At 68.9% G+C, this 20,440-nt stretch carries 20 protein-coding genes and 1 riboswitch; of the genes, 14 read left to right on the top strand and 6 right to left on the bottom strand.

Going from position 1 to position 20,440, the window contains the following annotated elements:
• Nucleotides 1-42: 42 nt before the first annotated feature.
• The gene (gene glyS, locus RF701_RS06055) at nt 43-2,121 is read right to left on the bottom strand and encodes a glycine--tRNA ligase subunit beta (protein WP_308815619.1); all 2,079 of its coding nucleotides are present in this window, start codon (nt 2,119-2,121) and stop codon (nt 43-45) included.
• A 5-nt stretch (nt 2,122-2,126) separates the two neighbouring features.
• Nucleotides 2,127-3,026 carry a glycine--tRNA ligase subunit alpha gene (locus tag RF701_RS06050; RefSeq protein WP_203309447.1) on the bottom strand — a complete coding sequence of 300 codons (900 nt, stop codon included), beginning with the start codon at nt 3,024-3,026 and terminating at the stop codon, nt 2,127-2,129.
• 224 nt (nt 3,027-3,250) lie between these two features.
• On the opposite strand from RF701_RS06050, the gene RF701_RS06045 reads away from it, so the two are divergent.
• The 8 genes from RF701_RS06045 (at nt 3,251) to trxB (ending at nt 10,361) form a co-directional block, all read left to right on the top strand.
• Entirely contained in the window at nt 3,251-3,451 is a 201-nt protein-coding gene (locus tag RF701_RS06045) for a helix-turn-helix transcriptional regulator (RefSeq protein ID WP_203309446.1), read from the top strand.
• On the top strand, nt 3,432-3,890 hold the full coding sequence (locus tag RF701_RS06040) for a hypothetical protein (protein ID WP_308814421.1): 459 nt from the start codon (nt 3,432-3,434) through the stop codon (nt 3,888-3,890). The genes RF701_RS06045 and RF701_RS06040 overlap by 20 nt, the downstream gene beginning before the upstream one ends.
• The gene (locus RF701_RS06035) at nt 3,887-4,066 is read left to right on the top strand and encodes a hypothetical protein (protein WP_203309444.1); all 180 of its coding nucleotides are present in this window, start codon (nt 3,887-3,889) and stop codon (nt 4,064-4,066) included. Before RF701_RS06040 ends, RF701_RS06035 begins: the two co-directional genes overlap by 4 nt.
• Entirely contained in the window at nt 4,063-4,503 is a 441-nt protein-coding gene (locus RF701_RS06030) for a hypothetical protein (RefSeq protein WP_308814420.1), read from the top strand. Before RF701_RS06035 ends, RF701_RS06030 begins: the two co-directional genes overlap by 4 nt.
• 29 nt (nt 4,504-4,532) lie before the next feature.
• Nucleotides 4,533-5,447, top strand: a complete 915-nt coding sequence (locus tag RF701_RS06025) for a TraB/GumN family protein (RefSeq protein WP_308814419.1) — start codon at nt 4,533-4,535, stop codon at nt 5,445-5,447.
• Between the two features lie 139 nt (nt 5,448-5,586).
• On the top strand, nt 5,587-8,040 hold the full coding sequence (locus tag RF701_RS06020; protein WP_210358015.1) for a TonB-dependent siderophore receptor: 2,454 nt from the start codon (nt 5,587-5,589) through the stop codon (nt 8,038-8,040).
• A gap of 35 nt (nt 8,041-8,075) precedes the next feature.
• Nucleotides 8,076-8,190, top strand: a riboswitch (SAM-I-IV-variant riboswitch).
• A gap of 52 nt (nt 8,191-8,242) precedes the next feature.
• On the top strand, nt 8,243-9,292 hold the full coding sequence (locus RF701_RS06015) for a low specificity L-threonine aldolase (RefSeq protein ID WP_308814418.1): 1,050 nt from the start codon (nt 8,243-8,245) through the stop codon (nt 9,290-9,292).
• A 100-nt stretch (nt 9,293-9,392) separates the two neighbouring features.
• Nucleotides 9,393-10,361 carry a thioredoxin-disulfide reductase gene (gene trxB / locus RF701_RS06010; protein WP_210358013.1) on the top strand — a complete coding sequence of 323 codons (969 nt, stop codon included), beginning with the start codon at nt 9,393-9,395 and terminating at the stop codon, nt 10,359-10,361.
• A 40-nt stretch (nt 10,362-10,401) separates the two neighbouring features.
• On the opposite strand, the gene RF701_RS06005 is transcribed toward trxB, so the two are convergent.
• From RF701_RS06005 to RF701_RS05995, 3 genes are read right to left on the bottom strand one after another with little or no spacing between them, the layout of a single operon-like run.
• Entirely contained in the window at nt 10,402-11,208 is an 807-nt protein-coding gene (locus RF701_RS06005; protein ID WP_287979793.1) for a hydrolase 1, exosortase A system-associated, read from the bottom strand.
• Entirely contained in the window at nt 11,205-11,906 is a 702-nt protein-coding gene (locus RF701_RS06000; RefSeq protein WP_308814417.1) for a hypothetical protein, read from the bottom strand. The genes RF701_RS06005 and RF701_RS06000 overlap by 4 nt, the downstream gene beginning before the upstream one ends.
• Before the next feature lie 11 nt (nt 11,907-11,917).
• Nucleotides 11,918-12,190, bottom strand: a complete 273-nt coding sequence (locus RF701_RS05995; protein ID WP_203309436.1) for an acyl carrier protein — start codon at nt 12,188-12,190, stop codon at nt 11,918-11,920.
• Between the two features lie 123 nt (nt 12,191-12,313).
• On the opposite strand from RF701_RS05995, the gene RF701_RS05990 reads away from it, so the two are divergent.
• On the top strand, nt 12,314-13,807 hold the full coding sequence (locus RF701_RS05990) for an AMP-binding protein (protein WP_308814416.1): 1,494 nt from the start codon (nt 12,314-12,316) through the stop codon (nt 13,805-13,807).
• Nucleotides 13,804-15,039, top strand: a complete 1,236-nt coding sequence (locus RF701_RS05985) for a pyridoxal-dependent decarboxylase, exosortase A system-associated (protein WP_308814415.1) — start codon at nt 13,804-13,806, stop codon at nt 15,037-15,039. The genes RF701_RS05990 and RF701_RS05985 overlap by 4 nt, the downstream gene beginning before the upstream one ends.
• On the opposite strand, the gene RF701_RS05980 is transcribed toward RF701_RS05985, so the two are convergent.
• Nucleotides 15,026-15,448, bottom strand: a complete 423-nt coding sequence (locus tag RF701_RS05980; protein ID WP_308814414.1) for a DUF4879 domain-containing protein — start codon at nt 15,446-15,448, stop codon at nt 15,026-15,028. The two genes, RF701_RS05985 and RF701_RS05980, sit on opposite strands and share 14 nt — an antisense overlap.
• Before the next feature lie 131 nt (nt 15,449-15,579).
• Between RF701_RS05980 and RF701_RS05975 the strand changes: the two genes are divergently transcribed.
• Genes RF701_RS05975 through RF701_RS05960 form a run of 4 tightly spaced genes read left to right on the top strand, consistent with a single transcriptional unit; the run spans nt 15,580 to nt 20,434 of the window.
• Nucleotides 15,580-16,224: an XrtA/PEP-CTERM system exopolysaccharide export protein gene (locus RF701_RS05975; protein ID WP_308814413.1), complete on the top strand. Its 645-nt coding sequence runs from the start codon at nt 15,580-15,582 to the stop codon at nt 16,222-16,224.
• Nucleotides 16,225-16,227: 3 nt separating this feature from the next.
• Nucleotides 16,228-17,739 (top strand): XrtA system polysaccharide chain length determinant, encoded by a 1,512-nt coding sequence (locus RF701_RS05970; protein WP_308814412.1) that lies wholly within the window; start codon nt 16,228-16,230, stop codon nt 17,737-17,739.
• Between the two features lie 5 nt (nt 17,740-17,744).
• On the top strand, nt 17,745-18,833 hold the full coding sequence (locus RF701_RS05965) for an AAA family ATPase (protein ID WP_374758597.1): 1,089 nt from the start codon (nt 17,745-17,747) through the stop codon (nt 18,831-18,833).
• On the top strand, nt 18,830-20,434 hold the full coding sequence (locus RF701_RS05960) for a hypothetical protein (protein WP_308814410.1): 1,605 nt from the start codon (nt 18,830-18,832) through the stop codon (nt 20,432-20,434). Before RF701_RS05965 ends, RF701_RS05960 begins: the two co-directional genes overlap by 4 nt.
• Nucleotides 20,435-20,440 lie beyond the last annotated feature (6 nt).

Raw genomic sequence — 20,440 nt, 5'->3', positions numbered from 1 at the left:
CTTCGTCGGAAGGTCACAAAGGTCACGGTGTCGCGGCGCGCATCAACCTTCGATCCGGGAGAAATCGGCAACGTTATGGACCGCGGCGCGGACGCGGGCGAGCAGCGCGAGGCGCGCGGCGCGCTTCGCCGGATCGGCGTCGTTGACCGTGACCGTGTCGAAGAACGCGTCGATCGGTGCGCGCAGCGAGGCGAGTGCCGCCATGGCGCGCGCGAAGTCCTCGTCCGCCACCGCGGCGGCGGCGGCGGGCTCGGCTGCGTCGAGCGCGGCGATCAGCGCGGCCTCCGCCTGGTCCGGCGCATAGGAAAGCGGCGACTGCCGACCGTCCGTTTCCGCGGCATAGCCCTCCTTCTTGAGGATGTTCGCGGCGCGCTTGTAGCCGGCGAGCAAATTGGCGCCGTCCTCCGTCGTCACGAAAGCCTGGAGCGCATGGACGCGGGCGAGCAGGCGGACGAGATCGTCCTCGCCCCCCAGCGCGAACACCGCGTCGATCAGGTCGTGGCGCACGCCGGCTTCGCGCTGCTGGACCTTGAGGCGATCGATGATGAAATCCAGCATCTCCGACGTGCCGCTGTCGCTGTCGCCCGCAGCCCTGATGCTGACCGGGAGAAAGAGTAGCCGAAGCCGGTTGTTGAGGATCAGCGCGGCAATGCCCAGCGCGGCCCGCCGCAGCGCGAAGGGATCCTTCGAACCGGAAGGCTTGAGGCCGACGGCGAAGAATTGCGCCACGCTGTCCAGCTTGTCCGCCAGCGATACCGCCACCGTCACCGGCGCGGTCGGCACCTCGTCGCCCTGGCCGACGGGCTTGTAATGGTCGCGGATCGCGTCGGCGACTTCGCGGGGTTCGCCCTGCGCGGCGGCGTAATAGCCGCCCATCAGGCCCTGAAGCTCCGGGAATTCGCCAACCATGCCGGTGACGAGGTCCGCCTTGGCGAGCCGCGCGGCGCGTTCGGCCATGTCAGCGAGGGATAGTCCCTCTCCTCCTGTGGGGGAGGGAGACTGGACGATGCCCTCCTCGACCAGCCAGCGCGCCAGTTTGGCGACGCGGTCGACCTTGTCCGCCACGGTGCCGAGCTTTTCGTGGAAGACGATGTTCGACAGCTTCGTCGCCTGATCCGCGAGCGGGGTCTTCAGATCGGTGTCGTAAAAGAAGCGCGCATCGCTCAACCGCGCGGCGAGCACCTTGCGGTTGCCCTCCACGATCTTCGCGCCGCCGTCGCTCGCCTCGATATTGGCGGTGCAGACGAAGGCATTCGCGAGCGCCCCCGATGTGTCGCGGCAGACGAAATATTTCTGGTTCACACGCGCGGTGAGCTGGATGACCTCCGGCGGGACGCTGAGGAAGTCGGCGTCGAAGCGGCCGAGCAGGGGTACCGGCCATTCGGTGAGCCCCGCATTCTCCGCGACCAGCCCCTCGTCGGCGATCAGGTCGAGTCCGGCCTCGGCAGCCAGCGCCCCGGCGCGCTCGCGAATGATCGAGCGGCGTTCGTCCTGGTCGACGATGACGTGGCAGGCGCGCAGCTTCTCGGCATAGTCGCCCGCGGAGCCGATCGTGATCGGGCCACTGTGGTGGAAGCGGTGGCCGAGCGTCGCGGCGCCGCTGGTGACGCCGGCAATTTCGACCGGCACGACATCCTCGCCCAGCAGCGCGACGATGCCGTGCAGCGGGCGGACCCAGCGCAGCGACTCGGTCGACAGCGACGACGCGCCCCAGCGCATCGACTTGGGCCAGGGAAAGGCGCGGATGATCGCCGGGATCGCCTCCGCCAGCACGTCCGCGGTGGCCCGGCCGGGCTTTTCGGTGACGGCGTAGAAGACGCCGTCGCGCTCCGTCAGCTGGTCGCGGGTAAGGCCGGTCTTGCGCAGAAAGCCGTCGAGCGCCTGGGGCGGGGCGGAGATCTTCGGACCCTTCAGCTCCTCGCTGACCGCCTCCGTTGCCAACGGGAGACCGCGCGCGATCAGCGCGAGGCGGCGGGGGGTGGCGTAGGTGACGGTCCCGGCGGCGACCAGGCCGGCCTTGGCGATTTCCGCCGCGAACAGGCGGGCGAGATCCTCGCGCGCCTTGTCCTGCATGCGTGCGGGGATTTCTTCCGAGCGGAGTTCGAGCAGAAAGTCGGTCATGTCGGTCACGCCGCGCTCCAGTTCGGGAAGCGGGCCTGCCAGCCTTCGGCGTTCTTCTCCATCCACGCGCCGCACGCGCCCTTCGCGAGGTCGCGGACACGGCCGATATAGGCCTGGCGCTCGGCGACGGAGATCACGCCGCGCGCCTGCAGCAGGTTGAAGGTGTGGCTCGCCTTGATCGCCTGTTCGTAGGCGGGAATGGGCAGGCCGGCCGCCAGGCTGTTCTCGCACTCGGCCGCCGCCTTCCTGAAGGCGTCGAACAGGGTCGCGGTGTCGGCGACCTCGAAATTCCAGGCGGACATCTGCTTCTCGTTCTCGAGGAACACGTCGCCATAGGTCACGCCGGCATCGTTGAATGCCAGGTCATAGACGTTGTCGACGTCCTGGATGTACATCGCCAGCCGTTCCAGCCCGTAGGTCAATTCGCCTGCGACCGGCTTCATGTCGAAGCCGCCCATCTGCTGGAAATAGGTGAACTGCGTCACCTCCATGCCGTCGCACCACACTTCCCAGCCGAGGCCCCAGGCGCCCAGCGTCGGGCTTTCCCAATCGTCCTCGACGAAGCGGATGTCGTGGCGCGTCATGTCGACGCCGATCGCGGCGAGGCTGCCGAGATAGAGGTCCTGCAGGTCCGGCGGGCTCGGCTTCAGGATCACCTGATACTGGTAGTAATGCTGGAGCCGGTTCGGGTTCTCGCCGTAGCGGCCGTCGGTCGGACGGCGGCAGGGCTGGACGAAGGCCGCGTTCCACGTCTCGGGCCCGAGCGCGCGCAGCGTCGTCGCGGGGTGAAAGGTGCCCGCGCCCATCTCCATGTCATAGGGCTGGAGGATCACGCAGCCCTTGTCGCTCCAATAGTCGTGGAGCGTCAGGATCATCTTTTGGAAGGAGAGGGGTCGGGCAGCCATCGGCGCAGGCTTTGGCGGATGGCCGCCGCTTCCGCAAGAGGTGCGGCACAACAGACGCGGCGCGCGCGAACAGGCGGGGCGCCGCGGTTTGCGTGTCATGGGTACGCGGCAAAATGTCAGGGGTTGTTGACATTGTCAGGACTCAAAGTCATTTAGTCATGGTCACCTGACATTGCGTCAAGTGACAGTGACATTGGAGGATGGGCATGGCAGAGGAGGCCGACATGAAGAATCGCCTCAAGGTGCTGCGCGCCGAACGCAACTGGAGTCAGGCGGAGCTGGCCGGGCGGCTGGATGTATCGCGCCAGGCGGTGAACGCCATTGAGACCGGAAAATACGATCCGTCGCTGCCGCTCGCCTTTCGTATCGGCCGCCTGTTCGAACGTCCCATCGAGGAGATTTTCGATGACGAGCATCATGACTGAGTCGGGCGTCGACGCCGGGGAAGGCTGGGGCGCCGCCCGGGCAGACGCCAAAGTGGTCCGCAGCCGCAAGCGTCGGCTGACACTCGGTTTGACGGCCGCCGCCGTCCTGGCAGGCATCCCGTTCATCGACGGGTTCGTCGACGGCTTTCGCGGCGTGCCCCGCCACCCCACGCCGGATTGGATCATCGACGTGCTGCTGCTGCCGGTACTGCTGCTGGCGGTGGTCGTCAGCTGGCGCAACTGGCGGGAAATGGACGAGGTGCAGCGCGCGCTGGCGGTGCAGGTCTGGGCGGTCATCGGATGCGCGGGCCTGGTATCGAGCGTGTTGCTGGAGGTCCTCGGCAAATATGTCGCGCTCGGCGAGATCTCGCACATGGCTTGGTTCCTGTCCGCCGCGATCGGCATGGTATTCTACTTCTACCGACGGGTGCGGGCATGACCCGGCGGCCGCCGCATCGGGCCGTCGTGGCGGCTGCGATCGCGCTCGCCATCGGTGCCGTCGGCTTCCACCGCCCCGGTATCGCCGCACTCGACAGGCCGGCGGCCGGCAGGATCGGCGCGTCCTTTCACCCTCCCATCGTCAACGTCCATGTGACCCTGGAGATTAGACCATGATCTCGACGAAGAACGGCAATGCGCCGCTGGCGCCCAGTGTGCGCGCCAATCGCCGGCTGCTCGCCATCTCGGCGGTGTTCGGTGCCGTGATCGGCGTCGCCACCGTGTTCGTGCAGCTGCCGCACAGCGACGGCGCGCCAACGATGGGCGACTTGCTCCACGCGCCGCTGCCCGCCTGGTTCGCGATCCTGATCGCGGTCGCCTGGGGCATCGTCCTGCCGCTGATCTCGTGGCGGTGGGAGCGTGTCGTCGACGAGCACGAACGCCAGGCCTATCGCGACGGCGCCGTCGCCGGCTTTTACGTCATGGGGATCGGCGCCCCCATGTGGTGGATCCTCGCCCGCGGCGGCCTGGTGCCGGCGGTCGACGCCATCGGCCTCTATGTCGCGACGATGGCTGCGACCGCCGTCGTCTGGCTGTGGCGCAAATACGCGTGACCCCCTTTCCTTCGCTTCGGAGCACCGTCATGACCCGCCTGATGAAGACGTCCCTTACCGCGCTCGGCCTGCTCCTCGCTTTGCCCGCCTGCGCGCAACAACCCGCGGCGAAGGCTCCGGCCCGCCCCGCCAACGATGCCGATCCTGCCCTGTGGGTGGTCAAGGACAAGGATACGACCGTCTATCTGTTCGGCACGATCCACGTGCTGAAGCCGGGCCTCACCTGGTTCGACGAGGCGGTGAAGACCGCGTTCGACCGGTCGAACGAGGTCAAGCTGGAACTGGTCATGCCCGACCAGGCGGCGATGACCAAGCTGGTGATGGCGACGGGTGTCGCGCCGGCGGGAGCGCCGCCGCTGACCGAGCAGCTCCCCGCAGACAAGCGCCCCGCCTTCACCAAGGCGGTGGTGGACATGGGTCTGCCGGCGAATGCGCTCGACCGGTTCCGCCCGTGGCTGGCGGCGACCCAGCTGTCGATCGCGCCGCTCAGCAAGATGGGCTATGACAGTGCCAACGGCCCGGAGGCGGTGATCACCGCGGCGGCGAAACAGGCGGGCAAGCCGTTGACCGGGCTGGAAACCGCGGAGCAGCAGCTCGGTTTCTTCGGCAGCCTGTCGCAGCCCGCGCAGCTCCAGTTCCTCGAAAGCACGGTCGACGAGCTGCCCAAGCTGGACGAGACGATGGCGACCATGGTCAAGGAATGGGCCGATGGCGATCCCGACGCCCTGGCCCGCGAGATGAACGACAACCTGAAGGATTCGCCAGAGGTCGCCAAGGTCCTGCTGACCGACCGCAACGCCCGCTGGGCGCAGTGGATCAAGGGGCGGATGGCGCAGCCCGGCACGGTGTTCATTGCGGTCGGCGCCGGGCATCTCGCCGGCCCGGATTCGGTGCAGGCGCAGCTCGCCAAGCTCGGGTTGAAGGCAGAACGCATCCGTTATTGAGGGCGATGCGCGTTCCGTCGGGGGGAGAGCCGATCCAGACCTGAGTGATAGAAATTCTTTGCCGATCGGGCAGGGTCGCTGGCGTAAGGGCACGAATCCGCATCGTGCTGCGTTGCGGCATAAAAGGGATTTCAGGGACATGACTCAGGGTCGCACCATCGCTCTCCTCGGCGCCTCGCTGCTGGCGCTCGTCGCGCAAGGCGCCGCCGCGCAGGCGGTGCCCGCGCAGGGTTCGCCGCAGACCACGCCCGCCGACGACCAGCAGGCCCAGGCGGCACCGGCCGCGGGCGCCGCCACGACCGGAGACGAGGGCAACGACATCATCGTCACCGGCACGCGCGCGGAAGGCCGCACGCGGCTGGACAGCGTGTCGCCCGTCGACGTGCTGAGCGGCGCGAGCCTGCAGCGACAGGGGACGACAGAGCTTGCCGCCGCGCTCGCGACCGTGGCGCCGTCGATCGACTTCCCGCGGCCTTCCGCCAACGACGCGACCGACGCGATCCGTCCCGCGACGCTGCGCGGCCTGTCCCCCGACCAGACTTTGGTGCTGATCAACGGCATCCGCGGCCATACCTCGGCGAACCTCAACACCAACGGCACCGTCGGACGTGGGTCGGCGGCGGTCGACCTCAACACCGTGCCGACGGTGGCGCTCGATCGGATCGAGGTGCTGCGCGACGGCGCGTCGGCGCAATATGGCTCGGACGCGATCGCCGGCGTCGTCAACCTGCGCCTGCGACAGGCGCGCACGGGCGGCGGCGCCAGCGTCACCTACGGCTTCTACGACACGCAGGTCGATACCGCCGCCAACAGCCGCAACGTCAAGGGCGAGCCCGTCGTCACGGCATCGGCCTGGCAGGGCTTCGGCTTCGGCAGCGACGGTTTCGTCACCGTGTCGGGCGAATATACCAAGCGCCAGCCGACCAACCGCGCCGACATCGATCGCCGCGTCACGCCCAACCGCATCACGGGCCGCTACGGCGATCCCGAGGTCGAGCAATATACGGGCTTCGTCAACGCCGGCACCTCGCTGACCGACAACATCAGCCTCTACGCCTTCGGCGGCTACCAGGACCGCGACTCGCGTGGTGCGGCCTTCCCGCGCAACACCAACGCGTCGACGATCCTGGCGGGCTATCCCAACGGTTTCCTGCCGATCATCAACACCAAGTCGAAGGACATCAACTCGGCCGCCGGCCTGCGCGGCGACTTCGGCGGCTATAACGTCGATCTGTCGTTCAGCTACGGCCGCAACACCGTCGACTTCCGCACGCTCAACTCGGCGAACTACGCCTATGGCGCCGCCACCCCGCGCAACTTCTACGACGGGCAGGTCGCCTACGACCAATATGTCGCCGGCCTCGACGTGACGCGGAAGTTCGACGTCTTTCAGTCGCTCAACGTCGCCTTCGGCGTCGAGGGGCGCCGCGAGGGCTACAAGATCACGCCGGGCGAGCAGGCGTCCTACGGTTATCCCGCGACGGGCGCGGTCGCCGGCGCCTCGCCGGGGGCGCAGGGCTTCGGCGGGTTCAGCCCGGCGAACGCGATCAAGCGCGGCCGGCGCAGCGGCAGCATCTACCTCGACGTCGAGGCGCAGCTGACCGACAAGTTCCTGGTCGGCATCGCCGGTCGTGGCGAGGATTATTCGGACTTCGGCTCGACCGCGACGGGCAAGATCTCGGCGCGCTACGATGTCACCGACTGGTTCGCGCTGCGCGGCACCGCCTCCACCGGCTTCCGCGCGCCGTCGCTGCAGCAGCAATATTTCACGCAGATCGCCTCGGTGGTGACCAACGGCGTGCCGATCCTGACCGGCACCTTCCCGTCGACCAGCCCGGTAGGCGCGGCGCTGGGCGGCCTGCCGCTCCAGCCGGAGCGGTCGACCAACCTGTCGGTCGGCACGGTGATCCAGTCGGGCGGCTTCGACCTGACGGTCGACGCCTATCGCATACACATCCGCGACCAGATCGGGCTGTCGGAGAATATCCAGGCAACGGCGAGCAGCCAGGTCGCCGCGCTGCTGGCGCCGTACAGCGTCGCCGCCGGCCGCTTCTTCATCAACGGGCTGGCGAGCACGGCCAAGGGCATCGACGCGGTCGCGCATTATCGTGCGCGGACGCAGGGCGCGGGGACGTTCGACTTCACGCTGGCCGGCAACGTCAATACGATCGCGGTGACGCGCGTGCCGACCAGCACCGCGACGCTGAACCCGGCGCCGACGCTGTTCGCGCGCAGCCGGATCTTCACGCTGGAGCAGGGAACGCCGGGCGAGAAGGTGACGGGCACGATCGACTGGTCGCTCGACCGGCTTGGGGCGCTGGCGCGCGTCACCTATTACGGCAGCGTCAACCAGCCGGGCACGGTGGCGAGCGCCGACGTGCTGAGCGGCAATCGCGCGATCACCGACCTCGAGGTGCGCTATACCGCACCGAAGGGCGCGCAGTTCGGGCTGGGCGTCAGCAACCTGTTCGACGTCTATCCGCGCGCGACATCCCTGGCGAACAATTCGACCGGGGTGCTGGGCTTCCCCTATTTCTCGCCGTTCGGCTTCAACGGGCGCTATCTCTACGCCCGCGCGGGCCTAAACTGGTGATCTTGCGCAGCGCAGCATGAAACGATAGGGCGTCGGTCAGACATCAAGAGTCGGGCCGACGCCCGGCACCAACCTGCCGATCCCGGCAAGGTGGTGCTTCCCCTTCTTCGGGGGAAGGATGTGGCCGGACCGGCAACGAACGGGACACGCTGCATAGCCGTACGTCGACGCGACCCTTTCGGACGGGAAGGAGCGACGAGACGTGACCGCGCGGGACCAGCAATTCGCCAGCGACAATTATGCCGGGGTCTGCCCGGAGGTGTGGGACGCGATGGCCCGCGCGAATGCCGGTTCGGCGACCGCCTATGGCGACGACAACTGGACGGAACGCGCCGCCGACGCCTTCCGCACACTGTTCGCGACCAAGTGCGACGTCTTCTTCGTGTTCAACGGCACCGCGGCCAATTCGCTGGCGCTGGCGCAATTGTGCCAGTCGTTCCACAGCGTGATCTGCGCCGCCTCCGCGCATGTCGAGACCGACGAATGCGGCGCGCCGGAGTTCTTCTCGAACGGATCGAAGCTGCTCGTCGCGCCGACCGCGGGCGGCAAGCTGACGCCGGACGCGGTGCGCAGCCTGGCGACCAGCCGGTCCGACATCCACTTTCCCAAACCACGCGTGGTGACGATCACGCAGCCGACCGAGACGGGGCAGGTCTACACGATCGACGAGGTGCGCGCGCTGTCGGAGACGTGCCGCGCGCTGGGGTTGAAGCTGCACATGGACGGTGCGCGATTCGCGCATGCCTGCGCCGCTTTGGGTTGCGAGCCCGCCGACGTCACCTGGCGCGCGGGTGTCGACGTGCTGTGCTTCGGCGGCACCAAGAACGGCATGGCGGCAGGTGAGGCGGTGATCTTCTTCGACCGCAGTCTCGCAGACGATTTCGATTATCGCTGCAAGCAGGCGGGGCAGCTCGCCTCGAAGATGCGGTTTCTGTCGGCTCCCTGGATCGGGCTGCTCGAAAGCGGCGCGTGGCTGCGCAACGCGGCGCACGGCAACGCTTGCGCGCGACGACTGGCGGCGGCGGTCGAGGGCCTGCCCGACATCGCGCCGATCTTTCCGGTCGAGGCGAACGCGGTCTTCCTTGCCGCGCCCGAAGACGTGCTGGAGACGCTGCGGGCGAAGGGCTGGCGCTTCTACACCTTCATCGGCGGCGGTGCGCGTTTCATGTTCGCGTGGGACGCCGATCCGGCACGTGTCGACCAGCTCGCGGCGGACATCCGCGCCGCGGCGCTCGTCCCGGAAATCGCCTGACCGCCGCGACACCGGGGCCGGGTTCGGGTGCAACCGTTGCCCCGGACCCCCGACCATCCTAGATCACGCCCAATTCCTTCATCCCAACAGGCGCGTTTCCATGACCACCCACACGACCCGCATGCTGATCCTCGGTTCCGGCCCGGCCGGACTGTCGGCCGCCATCTATGGCGCGCGCGCGGGCATGCAGCCGATCGTCGTACAGGGCATCCAGCCGGGCGGGCAGCTGACGACGACCACGGACGTCGAGAACTATCCCGGCTTCGCCGACGTCATCCAGGGCCCATGGCTGATGGAGCAGATGCAGAAGCAGGCGGAGCATGTCGGCACCCGATTGATGTGGGACACGATCGTGTCGGTCGACCTGACCAGTCGCCCGTTCAAGCTGGTTGGCGATGGCGGTGACGTCTACGAGGGCGAGGTGCTGGTGATCGCCACCGGCGCGCAGGCCAAGTGGCTGGGCCTCGACAGCGAGGAGGCGATGAAGGGCAAGGGCGTGTCGGCGTGCGCGACCTGCGACGGCTTCTTCTATCGCGGCAAGAAGGTCGCGGTGATCGGCGGCGGCAACACCGCGGTCGAGGAGGCCCTGTACCTGACCAACCATTCCCCCGACGTGACGCTGATCCATCGCCGCGACACGCTCCGTGCCGAGCGCATCCTGCAAGAGCGGCTCCACGCGCACCCCAACATCAAGGTGCTGTGGAACAAGGAGGTTCGCGAGTTCATCGACGGCGGCGGCAATGCCGGCCTGGTCGCGCTCGAGCTGGAGGATACGGTCACCGGCGAGCATTCGCGGCTTGACGTCGAGGGCGGCTTCGTCGCCATCGGGCACCATCCCGCGACCGAGCTGTTCCGCGGCCACCTCGACCTGGACGCCGACGGCTATATCGCGGTCGAGACGGGATCGACCCGGACCAGCGTGCCGGGCGTGTTCGCCTGTGGCGACGTCGCCGACAAGGTCTATCGCCAGGCGGTGACGGCGGCGGGTACCGGCTGCATGGCGGCGCTGGACGCGGAGCGTTTCCTCGCCGCGGCGGAGTTCGCCGAACTGGCTGAAGCGGCGGAATAGACCGTCGCCTGCGGCTGCGCGGGCAGCGGCGCAGCCGCCGTCAGCGTGGGGTGCCAAGAGGGGAGCGATCCTCCAGCGTCGCCAGCACCGCTTCCAGCAGCACCGCCTGATCCTCCTCTCCCGCGAAGCTGTGTGAGGCGGTGGCGATCGTTGTGGCCGTCATGCCCGGCGCCGCGTCGCGGAATGCGATTGCGGTCGCGTCGCGTTGGGCCAGCAGGATGCGGGCGTCCGCGCCCCAGTCCGTGATGGCCGCGAGAATGCGCGTCGTCAGCGCCGCGCGCGGGGCAGGCGCGGCGACCTTGCCCAAGCCCCTGATCGCCTTGCGCAGATCGATGCCCCCGCTCAGCAGCCGTCGCCACGCCGCCGGATCGCGCAGCCGATCCGCGTAATGCGCACGGATCGCGGCGGCCGGGGGAAGGTCGTCCGCCGTCGCCACGACCCAGGGATTGGCAAGCAATAGCCGGTCGATGCCCGCCGACCGCCCGAAGAGTGCGAGCGTGGATGCGCCATCGCAATTGCCGAAGCCGACGACGTGGGTCAGGTGCGGCTGTGCCGACCGGAAGGCGGCGACCGCTGCGGCCAGATCGCCTGCGCTCGCGAGGAAGCCGCCATTGTCGCCGCTCGAGTCGCCGACACCGCGACGGTCGTAGCGAAAGACCGGATAGCCGTGGCCTGCGACCTGCCCGGCGAGTCGCGCCATGCCGCGATGCGCGCCGCAGCGGATCTCGTTGCCACCCGAAACGATGAGCAGGCCGGCCCGCCGGTCGCCGCCTACGCCATCCTCGCCGCCATCCAGCGTGGCGAGCAGGACTTCGCCTTCGCATGCAAATCGCAGGACTTGTCTCATCCCCGGAACCAGTCAAGGATCGCATCGGCCAGCGACCGCGCGAGCGCCGGATCGTCGCCGGGCTCGCTCGCCCGCCACAAGGCGACACGCGTCGTCGCGGGTAGTGTGGGATGCGGCGACCCGTGCGCGGGAAAGAGCGTGTAGGCCCGATCCGCCGTGCCGGGCTCGGCGTCCATCAGCGCCTTCAGCAGCGTGCGATCGATGTGATTGCCCGCGAGATGGAGCGGAGGACCGGGGACGCGGGGATCGTCTGCCCGCACGACGTCGCCCGCGGCCAGAGCGGCGGCACGACGCGCGCGCAGCAAGTCCCTGACCAGGTCCGCGCCGCTGACGGGTGCAAAGTGGAATCGGGGCGCCCGCGCCGCCGCGTCGATCAACGTCCCGCCGCGTATCGCCAGGACGCGGACGGGCGCCTCGACCCGCGCACAGGCGGATGCGAAGGCGCTGCGCCAGTGATCGAGCCGCGCATCGACCGTCGCGACGAGGCTGTCGCCCGTCCCCGGAAGATCGGGCAGTGCGCCGCCGATCCCCTCCGTCGCGAGCAGACGCAACATGGTCGCAATGAGCCGGCGCGTGCGATTGGCTTCCTCGAAGAGCGGTTGCGCCACAACGACCGTCGGCCAGTCTGGCCGGCCGAACCGCAGCATCGCCTCGCGCCCGCCGGCCCAGTCGTAATGGTCTGTCGCAAGGCCGGTCATCCGGCCGCAGGCTAGACCAGCGCCTTGCCCGCGGCAAACGTGACGAGGGCGCCGAAGGTCTCCAGCATCTCGCCGTCGATCTCGTCGTCCTCGATGAGGATGCCGAGCCGGTCCTCCAGTTCGGTGAGGACACCCGCAACCGCCATCGAATCGAGTTCTGGCAGCGCGCCGAACAGAGGCGTTGCGTCTTCGAACGCCTCGACACGCTCGCGCGACAGGCCAAGGACGTCGGCAAGCACGCCGCGAACGGTGGTTTCGACTTCGGTACGGCCTTCGGGAACCACGCTCTGGCGCCTTCGATCGGTTGCGGTGCAGCATGCGGTAGAGGCGGGGCGCCTGGAGAGCAAGACACGCAAAACGGGGGCATGGGGGTGTAGATCGCGCGGTGGGTGGTTAAAGGAACGATGATGAAGCCGCTCGATCCGATCCCGAAGCCGATCGACCATGTCCTATGTGGGGGAGCGCAGACCGTCGCCCTGATCGAGAAGACGCGGCGCTGGACGTTCGACGACGTGGAGCGCGCGGTGTCGTCCGTCGCCGGCTGGCTGGCGGCACAGGCGCTCGATCCGAGTGCGCGGATCGCCACCTGGCTACCGAAGACGGTGCTCGCCTGCGTGATGCCGCTCGCTGCGGCGCGGGCCGGGCTCGTCCATGTGCCGGTCAATCCGGCACTCCGCCGGGCGCAGGTCGCGCATATCCTGGCCGACAGCGGCGCCGCGATGCTGGTGACGCAGGACGGGCGGGCGGCAACGCTGACGGCGGACGACGTGCCGGCGCCATGCCGGCTCGTCCCCGACGCGGCGGTTCCGCTCGGCGCATCCGGCCCGGGCCGGTCCGCGCACGATCCCGGTGCTTTGGCCGCGCTCCTCTACACGTCCGGGTCGACCGGCCGCCCGAAGGGGGTGATGCTGAGCCACGCCAATCTGTGGCTGGGCGCGGTATCCGTCGCGCATTATCTGCGCCTGACGCCGGAGGATCGCGTGCTCGGCGTTCTGCCGTTGTCGTTCGATTATGGGCAGAACCAGCTGTTTTCCACCTGGTTTGCCGGCGCCGCGGTGGCACCGCTCGACTATCTCGCGCCGCGCGACGTGGTGAAGGCGGTGACGCGCGTCGGGGCGACGACGCTGGCGGGCGTGCCGCCGCTGTGGGTGCAGCTGCTCGAGGCGGAGTGGCCGGCGGACACCACGCTCCGGCGGCTGACCAATTCGGGCGGCGCTCTGACCGAGCGGCTCGTACGCGGGCTGCGCGCGCGGTTTCCGCGCGCGGATCTCTATGCGATGTACGGCCTGACCGAGGCGTTCCGGTCGACCTATCTCGACCCTGCGCTGATTGACGAGCACCCGGACGCGATGGGCCGCGCGATCCCTTTCGCGGAGGTGACGGTCGTCCGTCCCGACGGCGGCCGAGCCGCCCCGGGGGAAGCGGGCGAACTGGTCCATGCCGGTCCGCTCGTCGCGCAGGGATATTGGCGCGACGCGGATCGCACCGCGCAGCGCTTCCGCCCCGCGCCTGCCTGGACGCAGAGCGGCGGCATCGCGGTCTGGTCGGGCGATACGGTGGTCGAGGGTAGCGACGGCCTGCTGCGGTTCGTCGGGCGGGAGGACGAGATGATCAAGAGCGCGGGCAACCGGATCAGCCCGCTGGAAGTGGAGGAAGCGGTGTTGGCAGGCGAGGAGGCACGCGAGGCAGTGGCGATCGGCGTGCCGGACCCGCGACTCGGTCAGACGATCGTCGTCGCGCTCGCCGGCGACCCGGACGACGAGGCGGCGCTGCGCACCCGGTTGCGGGCGCTGCTGCCGAGCTTCATGCAGCCGGTGCGCTACGTGTGGCGTGCCGAACTGCCGCGCAATGCCAATGGCAAGCTCGACCGGGCGGCGATCCGTGGCGAGCTGTCGGCATGAAGCCGATCGGGCCCTTGCCGCCGGAATTCGCGGGTCAGAAGGGGGCGCTGGCCATCGCGGGCCTTGACGCGGAGGCCTGGGCGACGACGGCGGGCGACACGCCTCTGTTCGTCTATGACAGCGACATCGTGGCGGCGCGGGTGGCGCGGTTCCGCGCCGCCTTTCCGGCGATCGATCTTCACTATGCGATCAAGGCCAACCCGCACGCCTACTTGCTCGCCCGCATCGCGCCGCTGGTCGACGGGCTGGACGTCGCGTCGGTCGGCGAGTTGGGGGTGGCGCTGGCCGTCAAGCCCGCGGCCGCGATCAGTTTCGCCGGACCGGGCAAGCGCGATGCCGAACTGGCCGCCGCGATCCGCGCGGGCGCAACGCTCAACGTCGAATCGGAGGGCGAAGCCACGCGCGCGCTCGCGCAGGGCGATGCGCTCGGCATCGCGCCGCGGCTGGCGGTGCGCGTCAATCCCGACGTCGAGCTACGCGGATCGGGCATGAAGATGGGGGGGCGTCCATCCCCGTTCGGCGTCGATGCGATCCGCGCCGCCGCGCTGGTCCGTGCGATCGTCGCCGGTGGGGCGGACTGGCGCGGCTTCCATATCTACGCGGGTAGCCAGGCGCTTTCCGCGGACGCGGTGGCTGAGACGCAGGCCGCCACCGTGGCGCTCGCCGGGCGGTTGGCCGACGAGGCGGGGCAGGCCCCGCCGCTGGTCAACCTGGGGGGCGGCTTTGGCATCCCCTATTTTGCGGGCGACCAGCCGCTCGACGTCGAACATGTCGGCATTCGCCTGGCGGAGACGCTCGCGGCGCGCCCGGCGGCGCTCGCGGATGCCCGGTTCGCGATCGAGCTTGGCCGGTGGCTGGTCGCGGAGGCGGGTATCTATCTGACCCGGATCGTCGATGTGAAGGAAAGCGGCGGCGAGATCTTCGTCGTCGTCGACGGCGGCCTCCACCATCAGCTTGCCGCCAGCGGCAATTTCGGCACCGTCGTCCGGCGCAACTATCCGATCGCGGTCGCGGCGCGGATGGGGGAGGCGGCGGAGGCGACCGTCTCCGTCGTCGGTCCGCTGTGCACGCCGCTCGACCGGCTGGGCGATCGCGTGGCGTTGCCCCGCATGGCGGTCGGCGACCTCGTCGCGATCTTCCTCGCGGGCGCCTATGGCGCGAGCGCGAGCCCGGCGGCCTTCCTGGGGCATCCGCCCGCCACCGAGCTCGTCGCGCCGCTCAGCGGATCGTGATGGCGGTCTCGATCGGCGCGCCCGGACCGCTGGCGGATCGATCGCGGAACGTGAAGGTCTGGCCGGGCACGATACGCGACACGCGATAGGTGATCTCTAGCCCGTTGATCGGCTGACCCGGCGTGCACGCGCCCGCCGCACGCTGCAGACCGCACAGCGGGCGGGTCGACGAGGGCAGGCTGCGTGCCTCGCCGTCGATCATCGTCACGCGCGCGCCGCCGATACCGGATTCCTCGATCACGATGGAAACCGGGCCGGGGGCATGATGCCGCTGCGTGTCCGTCTGGCCCGGCGCGATCCGCTCGACCCCGGCCGTCGACCCGACGGACACGATGGCGACACCGGTCAGCGATGGCGCCGACTGTGCGACCACCGGCGTCGCGAGGATCGCTAGACAGAGCGGGAACATGCGCATTGCGGAGAGGATAGCGGCCGTCGGCCAGCGTTACTAACGCTATCTTCACCTCTCTCCGGCCATAGCGATGCAAAGCCCCCGCTACGTCCGAAGCCGGACGTGGCGACGGCGTGAAGGAGATCCGCATGCGTTCCGGTGTATCGTTCCGTGCCCTGCTTGCCCTGGGAAGCGCCGCGTCGCTGCTCGCAGGCTGCACGAGCGGCAGCGGCCGTCCCGAACTGCCGCCGGCGACCTATGTCGCAAACAAGGAACAGCCGGGCGAGGAATATGTGATCGGTCCGCTCGACCAGCTCAACATCTTTGTCTGGCGCAACCCCGAATTGTCGGCGAAGGTGTCGGTACGGCCCGATGGTCGCATCACCACGCCCTTGGTCAACGACATGCCGGCCGTGGGCAAGACGCCGGCGATGCTGGCCGCCGACATGAAGCGGGCGCTGGGTGAATATGTGAAGGACCCCATCGTTTCGGTCATCGTCGAGAACTTCTCGGGTACCTACAGTCAGCAGGTGCGCGTGATCGGCGCGACCGAAAAACCCGCCTCCATTCCCTATCGGGCCAACATGACCTTGCTCGACGCGATGATCGCGGTCGGCGGGCTTAACCAATATGCCGCGGGCAACAAGGCCAAGCTGGTGCGGCACGACCGCGAGACCGGGGAGCAGCACGAATACAAGCTGCAGATCGGCGACCTGCTGAAAAAGGGCGATTCGAGCGCGAACGTCAGCCTGCAGCCCGGCGACGTCATCATCATTCCAGAATCGATGTTCTAAGGGATGAACGGCATCTACGACGAGGCGCGGCTGGCCCTGCACGCGATCTGGACCCGGCGCTGGCTGGCGCTGGCCGTCGCGTGGGGCGTCTGCGTGCTCGGGTGGTTCTTCATCAGCCAGATGCCCAGCCGCTACGAATCGCGTGCGCGCGTCTTCGTGCAGATGCAGTCGATCCTGCCGCCGACCATGGATGCCCCTGCCGGTCAGGCGCAGCAGGATGTCGACACCGTCCGCCAGACGTTGATCTCCGCCGTCAACCTGGAAAAGGTGGTGCGCGGCACGGACCTTGCCAACACGGTGTCGAGCGATCGAGACGTGGCGGATCGCGTCGCCGGCCTCGCGCAGGCGATCAAGGTCGAAAGCCAGCAGAACAACCTGTTCCAGATCACCACGACCGCCGCCAGCCCGAAGCTGGCAAAGGCGATCACCCAGAAGCTGATCGACATCTTCGTCGAGCAGAACCTCGGCCGCGACCGCAGTCAGACGAGCCAGAGCCTCGATTTCCTCAACAAGCAGCTGCAGCAGTTGCAGGGGCAGCTGAACGACGCGGAAGCCAAACGCGCGGACTTCCAGAACCGCTATCTCGGCGCGCTGCCCGGGTCCGGAACGGTCAGCGACCGTATCGGCGCGGCGCGCAGCCAGATGGCACAGGTCGACAGCGACCTCGCCGCCGCCCAGTCCAGCGTCGCGGCGGTGCAGGGACAGATGGCGGGAACGCCGCAGACGATTCCCGGTCCCGGCGGCACCACCGGCGGACCCGCGCGCGCCGCGCTCGCCGCGGTGCAGGGCCAGCTCGCCGACGCACGCGCGCGTGGCTATACCGATCAGCACCCCGACGTCATCGCCCTGAAGCGCCAGCTCGCAGCGGCGCAGGCGGCGGCACGCGGTGAACCGACGGGCGCCGCCGGCGGCGGCACGCCCAACCCCCTCTATCTGTCGCTTCAGTCGATGCTGGCGGAGAAGCAGTCGACCCTCGCGAGCCTGAGGATGCGCAAGGCGCAGCTGCAGGGCGACCTCGACCAGCTGAACGCGAAGATCGCGGGCGATCCCGCCGTCGCGGCGGAACAGGGACAGATCGACCGGGACTATCAGGTGCTCAAGGCGCAATACGATCAGCTGCTCGCACAGCGGCAGCAGATCGCGATGCGCGGCCAGGCGCAAACGCAGACGGACAGCATCAAGTTTTCCGTGATCGATCCGCCGACGCTACCGCGGACGCCGGTCGCACCAAACCGCATGCTGTTGCTGACGGGCGTCCTGATCGTCGGGTTGGCGGCGGGCGTCGCCGCGGCCTTCCTGCTCGGCCAGCTGCGCGCGACCTTCGCCACCGCGACCCGGCTGGAAAAGGCGACGGGTATGCCCGTCATCGGATCGATCGGCGAAGTGGTGACGCGCATCCAGGCGGATCATCGCGCCAAGCGGCTCAAGCTGTTCCTGGGCGGGGCGGCCGGGCTGGGTGCCGCCTTCGTCCTGTTGCTGTGCGTCGAAGTGCTCCAGCGCGGCATGGCGGCCTGACGAGGATGAGCAATATGTCCCCCCCGAGGCGCCCGATCCGGCCCGGCGGCGATTCGCTGCTGGAGCGCGCGGCGAAGGTCTACGACTTCGGCGCGCATGCCCGCTCGCGCGCGCCGATCCCCGACTCGGTCATCCCAGAGGCTGTGCCGCTGGTGAGGCCGGCGCCGGTGGCGTCGCGCGATGTCGTGTCGATGGTGCCGCCGATGGCCCCGGAGGAGGATTGGAGCAGCGCGGACCAGGATGCGGAACCTGTCGCGCCGAGCGACGATCCGACCTTTCTGGCGATTCCGGAGGAGCTGCGCGCCCCGGTCGGGCATGAGCTGCCCGCCGCCTTCTACGAGACGCCCGAGCTGTCCGACATCGCGAGCATCGATCGCGGCCTGCTCGCCGAGACGGGCATGATCGTGCCCGGCGCGCCGGTGGGTCCGCTGGCGGAGGAATTCCGGCTGGTGAAGCGCCAGCTGCTGATCACGCGCGAGCGCGTCGCGCAGGGTGTCGAGGCCGACAAGGCGCGTACCGTGCTGGTCTGTTCGGCCCGACCGGGCGACGGCAAGACGTTCTGCGCGATCAATCTTGCCCTATCGATGGCGGCGGAGCGCGACACCGAGGTGCTGCTGGTCGACGCCGATTTCGCCAAGCCCGACGTGCTCGCCCAGCTCGGCCTCGCGGAAACGCCGGGCCTGCTCGATGCGCTGGCCGATACGACGATCGACGTCGAGACGCTTGTGGTCCGCACCGATGTCGGCGGCCTGTCGATCCTGCCCGCGGGCACGCGTACAGCGACCGATACCGAGCTGCTCGCGTCCGCGCGCACGCGCGCGGTGATCGCGCGGCTACTCGCGGCCAATCCGCGCCGCATCGTGATCTTCGATTCACCGCCGGCCCTCGCCGCATCGCCGGCAGCGGTGCTGGCGATGCTGGTTGGGCAGGTGATGCTGGTGGTGCGCGCCGATCGCACGCCGGAAAGCGAGCTGAAGCAGGCGGTGCAGCTGCTGGACGGCTGCGACCATATCGCACTGGTTCTCAACGCCGTGTCGTTCGTTCCGGGGGCGCAACGGTTCGGCACCTATTACGGGCAGGAGGCGGGGAAATGATACGGACACTCGTCCTCGGCGGCGCCGGCGTCCTGTGCACGGCAAGCGCCGCGCTGGCGCAGGATCGCGGCCATGTCGCGGTTACTCCTTATGTCGAGGTCGGCCAGTCGCTGATCGCCGATCTCAACAACGACGACGTGCTGACCTACTCCAGCCTCGCCGCCGGGATCGACGTCGCATCGACCACCCGGCGGGTGCAGGGGCAATTGTCCTACCGGTACGAGCGACGATTCTCGTGGGACAAGGCCGTCGGCGACGACGACATTCATTACGGCCTTGCCCGCCTGTCGGCGCATGTCGCCCCGGGCCTGAGCCTGGAGGCGGGCGGCATCGCGACGCGGACGCGCGCCGACATCCGCGGCGCCGCGCCGGGTATCGTCACCGCCAACGACGCCAACATCAGCCAGATCTATGCCGTGTTCGGCGGCCCCAGCTATGCGACGCATGCCGGGCCGGTCGCGGTCGCCGCCAGCTATCTGGCCGGCTATACCAAGGTGAAGGTTCCCACCTTCACCGGCCTGCCCGCGGGTTCGCCGCGCCTCGACTATTACGACAGCAGCTTCGGCCAGGTCGCTGGCGTCAGCCTGGGCGTCAATCCGGGCGATGTCGCACCGGTCGGTGCGACGCTCTCCGCCGGCTGGAATCGCGAGGACGCGGGCCAACTCGACGGCCGTTTCGAATCGTGGCGGGTTCGCGGCGACGTACTGGCGCCGGTGTCGCCCTATGTCGCGCTGACCGCCGGGCTTGGCTACGAGCGGATCGAGACGAGCCAGCGGTCGCCGCTGTTCACGTCGCCCGGGGCGCCGGCGCTCGATTCCAGTGGCCGCTACGTCACCGACGACAGTTCGCCGCGCCGTATCGCCTATCGTACGGACGGCGTCTATTACGATGCCGGCGTGGTCTGGCGGCCCAACCGTCGAGCCTCGGCGGAGGCCCATGTGGGCAAGCGATACGGCAGCATCAGCTACACCGGCCTCGTTACCTATCGCGCCTCGCGCAGCGCCACCATCGCCGCCGACGCCTATGATACGGTGACGACTTTCGGACAGCAGCTGCGGAGCGGGCTCAACAGCCTGCCGACCAGCTTCATCTCGGCACGAGACGCGTTCACCCAGCAATATAACGGCTGCGTCTTCTCGACGAGCGGATCGACGCCGGGCGGCTGCCTCAACGACGTTTTCCAGTCGATCACCACCGCCAGCTATCGCGCGCGCGGCGTCGACGCGGTGTTCAGCGCCACGCGCGGGCGCAATACCTATGGCGGCGGCGTCGGCTATGCCAACCGCAGGCTCTACAACCCCGATACGGTCCAGGGCGTGACCCTGTACGGGATCGAGGATCAGAGCGTCTATGGCCAGCTGTTCTTCAACCGCACGCTGACCGCGGTGTCGAGCATCGACGCCACCGTCTTCGTCAACTATTACGAGCCGGGGGCCGCGCGCAGCGCGGGCGTCTGGTCCTATGGCGCGACGACGAGCTACGGCCGCAGGTTCGGCCGGATCACCACCAGCGCGTCGGCGGGCCTCTACGCCTTCGATTTGCCCGACGTCGATACACAATGGTCGGCGCAGGCGCAGGTCGCCGCGCGCTACTCCTTCTGACGGGAC

It is taken from the genome of Sphingomonas sp. GV3 (assembly GCF_031082075.1).
GTDB lineage: Bacteria > Pseudomonadota > Alphaproteobacteria > Sphingomonadales > Sphingomonadaceae > Sphingomonas > Sphingomonas beigongshangi.
This window is presented reverse-complemented; position numbering and strand designations above follow the sequence as displayed.

Coding starts and splice junctions, on each gene's coding strand:
- RF701_RS06005 (WP_287979793.1), bottom strand. CDS start 11,208: ATGAGACAAGTCCTGCGATTTGCATGCGAAGGCGAAGTCCTGCTCGCC.
- RF701_RS05985 (WP_308814415.1), top strand. CDS start 13,804: ATGAAGCCGATCGGGCCCTTGCCGCCGGAATTCGCGGGTCAGAAGGGG.
- RF701_RS06050 (WP_203309447.1), bottom strand. CDS start 3,026: ATGGCTGCCCGACCCCTCTCCTTCCAAAAGATGATCCTGACGCTCCAC.
- RF701_RS06020 (WP_210358015.1), top strand. CDS start 5,587: ATGACTCAGGGTCGCACCATCGCTCTCCTCGGCGCCTCGCTGCTGGCG.
- trxB (WP_210358013.1), top strand. CDS start 9,393: ATGACCACCCACACGACCCGCATGCTGATCCTCGGTTCCGGCCCGGCC.
- RF701_RS06025 (WP_308814419.1), top strand. CDS start 4,533: ATGACCCGCCTGATGAAGACGTCCCTTACCGCGCTCGGCCTGCTCCTC.
- glyS (WP_308815619.1), bottom strand. CDS start 2,121: ATGACCGACTTTCTGCTCGAACTCCGCTCGGAAGAAATCCCCGCACGC.
- RF701_RS05970 (WP_308814412.1), top strand. CDS start 16,228: ATGAACGGCATCTACGACGAGGCGCGGCTGGCCCTGCACGCGATCTGG.
- RF701_RS06045 (WP_203309446.1), top strand. CDS start 3,251: ATGAAGAATCGCCTCAAGGTGCTGCGCGCCGAACGCAACTGGAGTCAG.
- RF701_RS06040 (WP_308814421.1), top strand. CDS start 3,432: ATGACGAGCATCATGACTGAGTCGGGCGTCGACGCCGGGGAAGGCTGG.
- RF701_RS05960 (WP_308814410.1), top strand. CDS start 18,830: ATGATACGGACACTCGTCCTCGGCGGCGCCGGCGTCCTGTGCACGGCA.
- RF701_RS06000 (WP_308814417.1), bottom strand. CDS start 11,906: ATGACCGGCCTTGCGACAGACCATTACGACTGGGCCGGCGGGCGCGAG.
- RF701_RS05980 (WP_308814414.1), bottom strand. CDS start 15,448: ATGTTCCCGCTCTGTCTAGCGATCCTCGCGACGCCGGTGGTCGCACAG.
- RF701_RS05990 (WP_308814416.1), top strand. CDS start 12,314: ATGAAGCCGCTCGATCCGATCCCGAAGCCGATCGACCATGTCCTATGT.
- RF701_RS06030 (WP_308814420.1), top strand. CDS start 4,063: ATGATCTCGACGAAGAACGGCAATGCGCCGCTGGCGCCCAGTGTGCGC.
- RF701_RS05965 (WP_374758597.1), top strand. CDS start 17,745: ATGAGCAATATGTCCCCCCCGAGGCGCCCGATCCGGCCCGGCGGCGAT.
- RF701_RS06035 (WP_203309444.1), top strand. CDS start 3,887: ATGACCCGGCGGCCGCCGCATCGGGCCGTCGTGGCGGCTGCGATCGCG.
- RF701_RS05975 (WP_308814413.1), top strand. CDS start 15,580: ATGCGTTCCGGTGTATCGTTCCGTGCCCTGCTTGCCCTGGGAAGCGCC.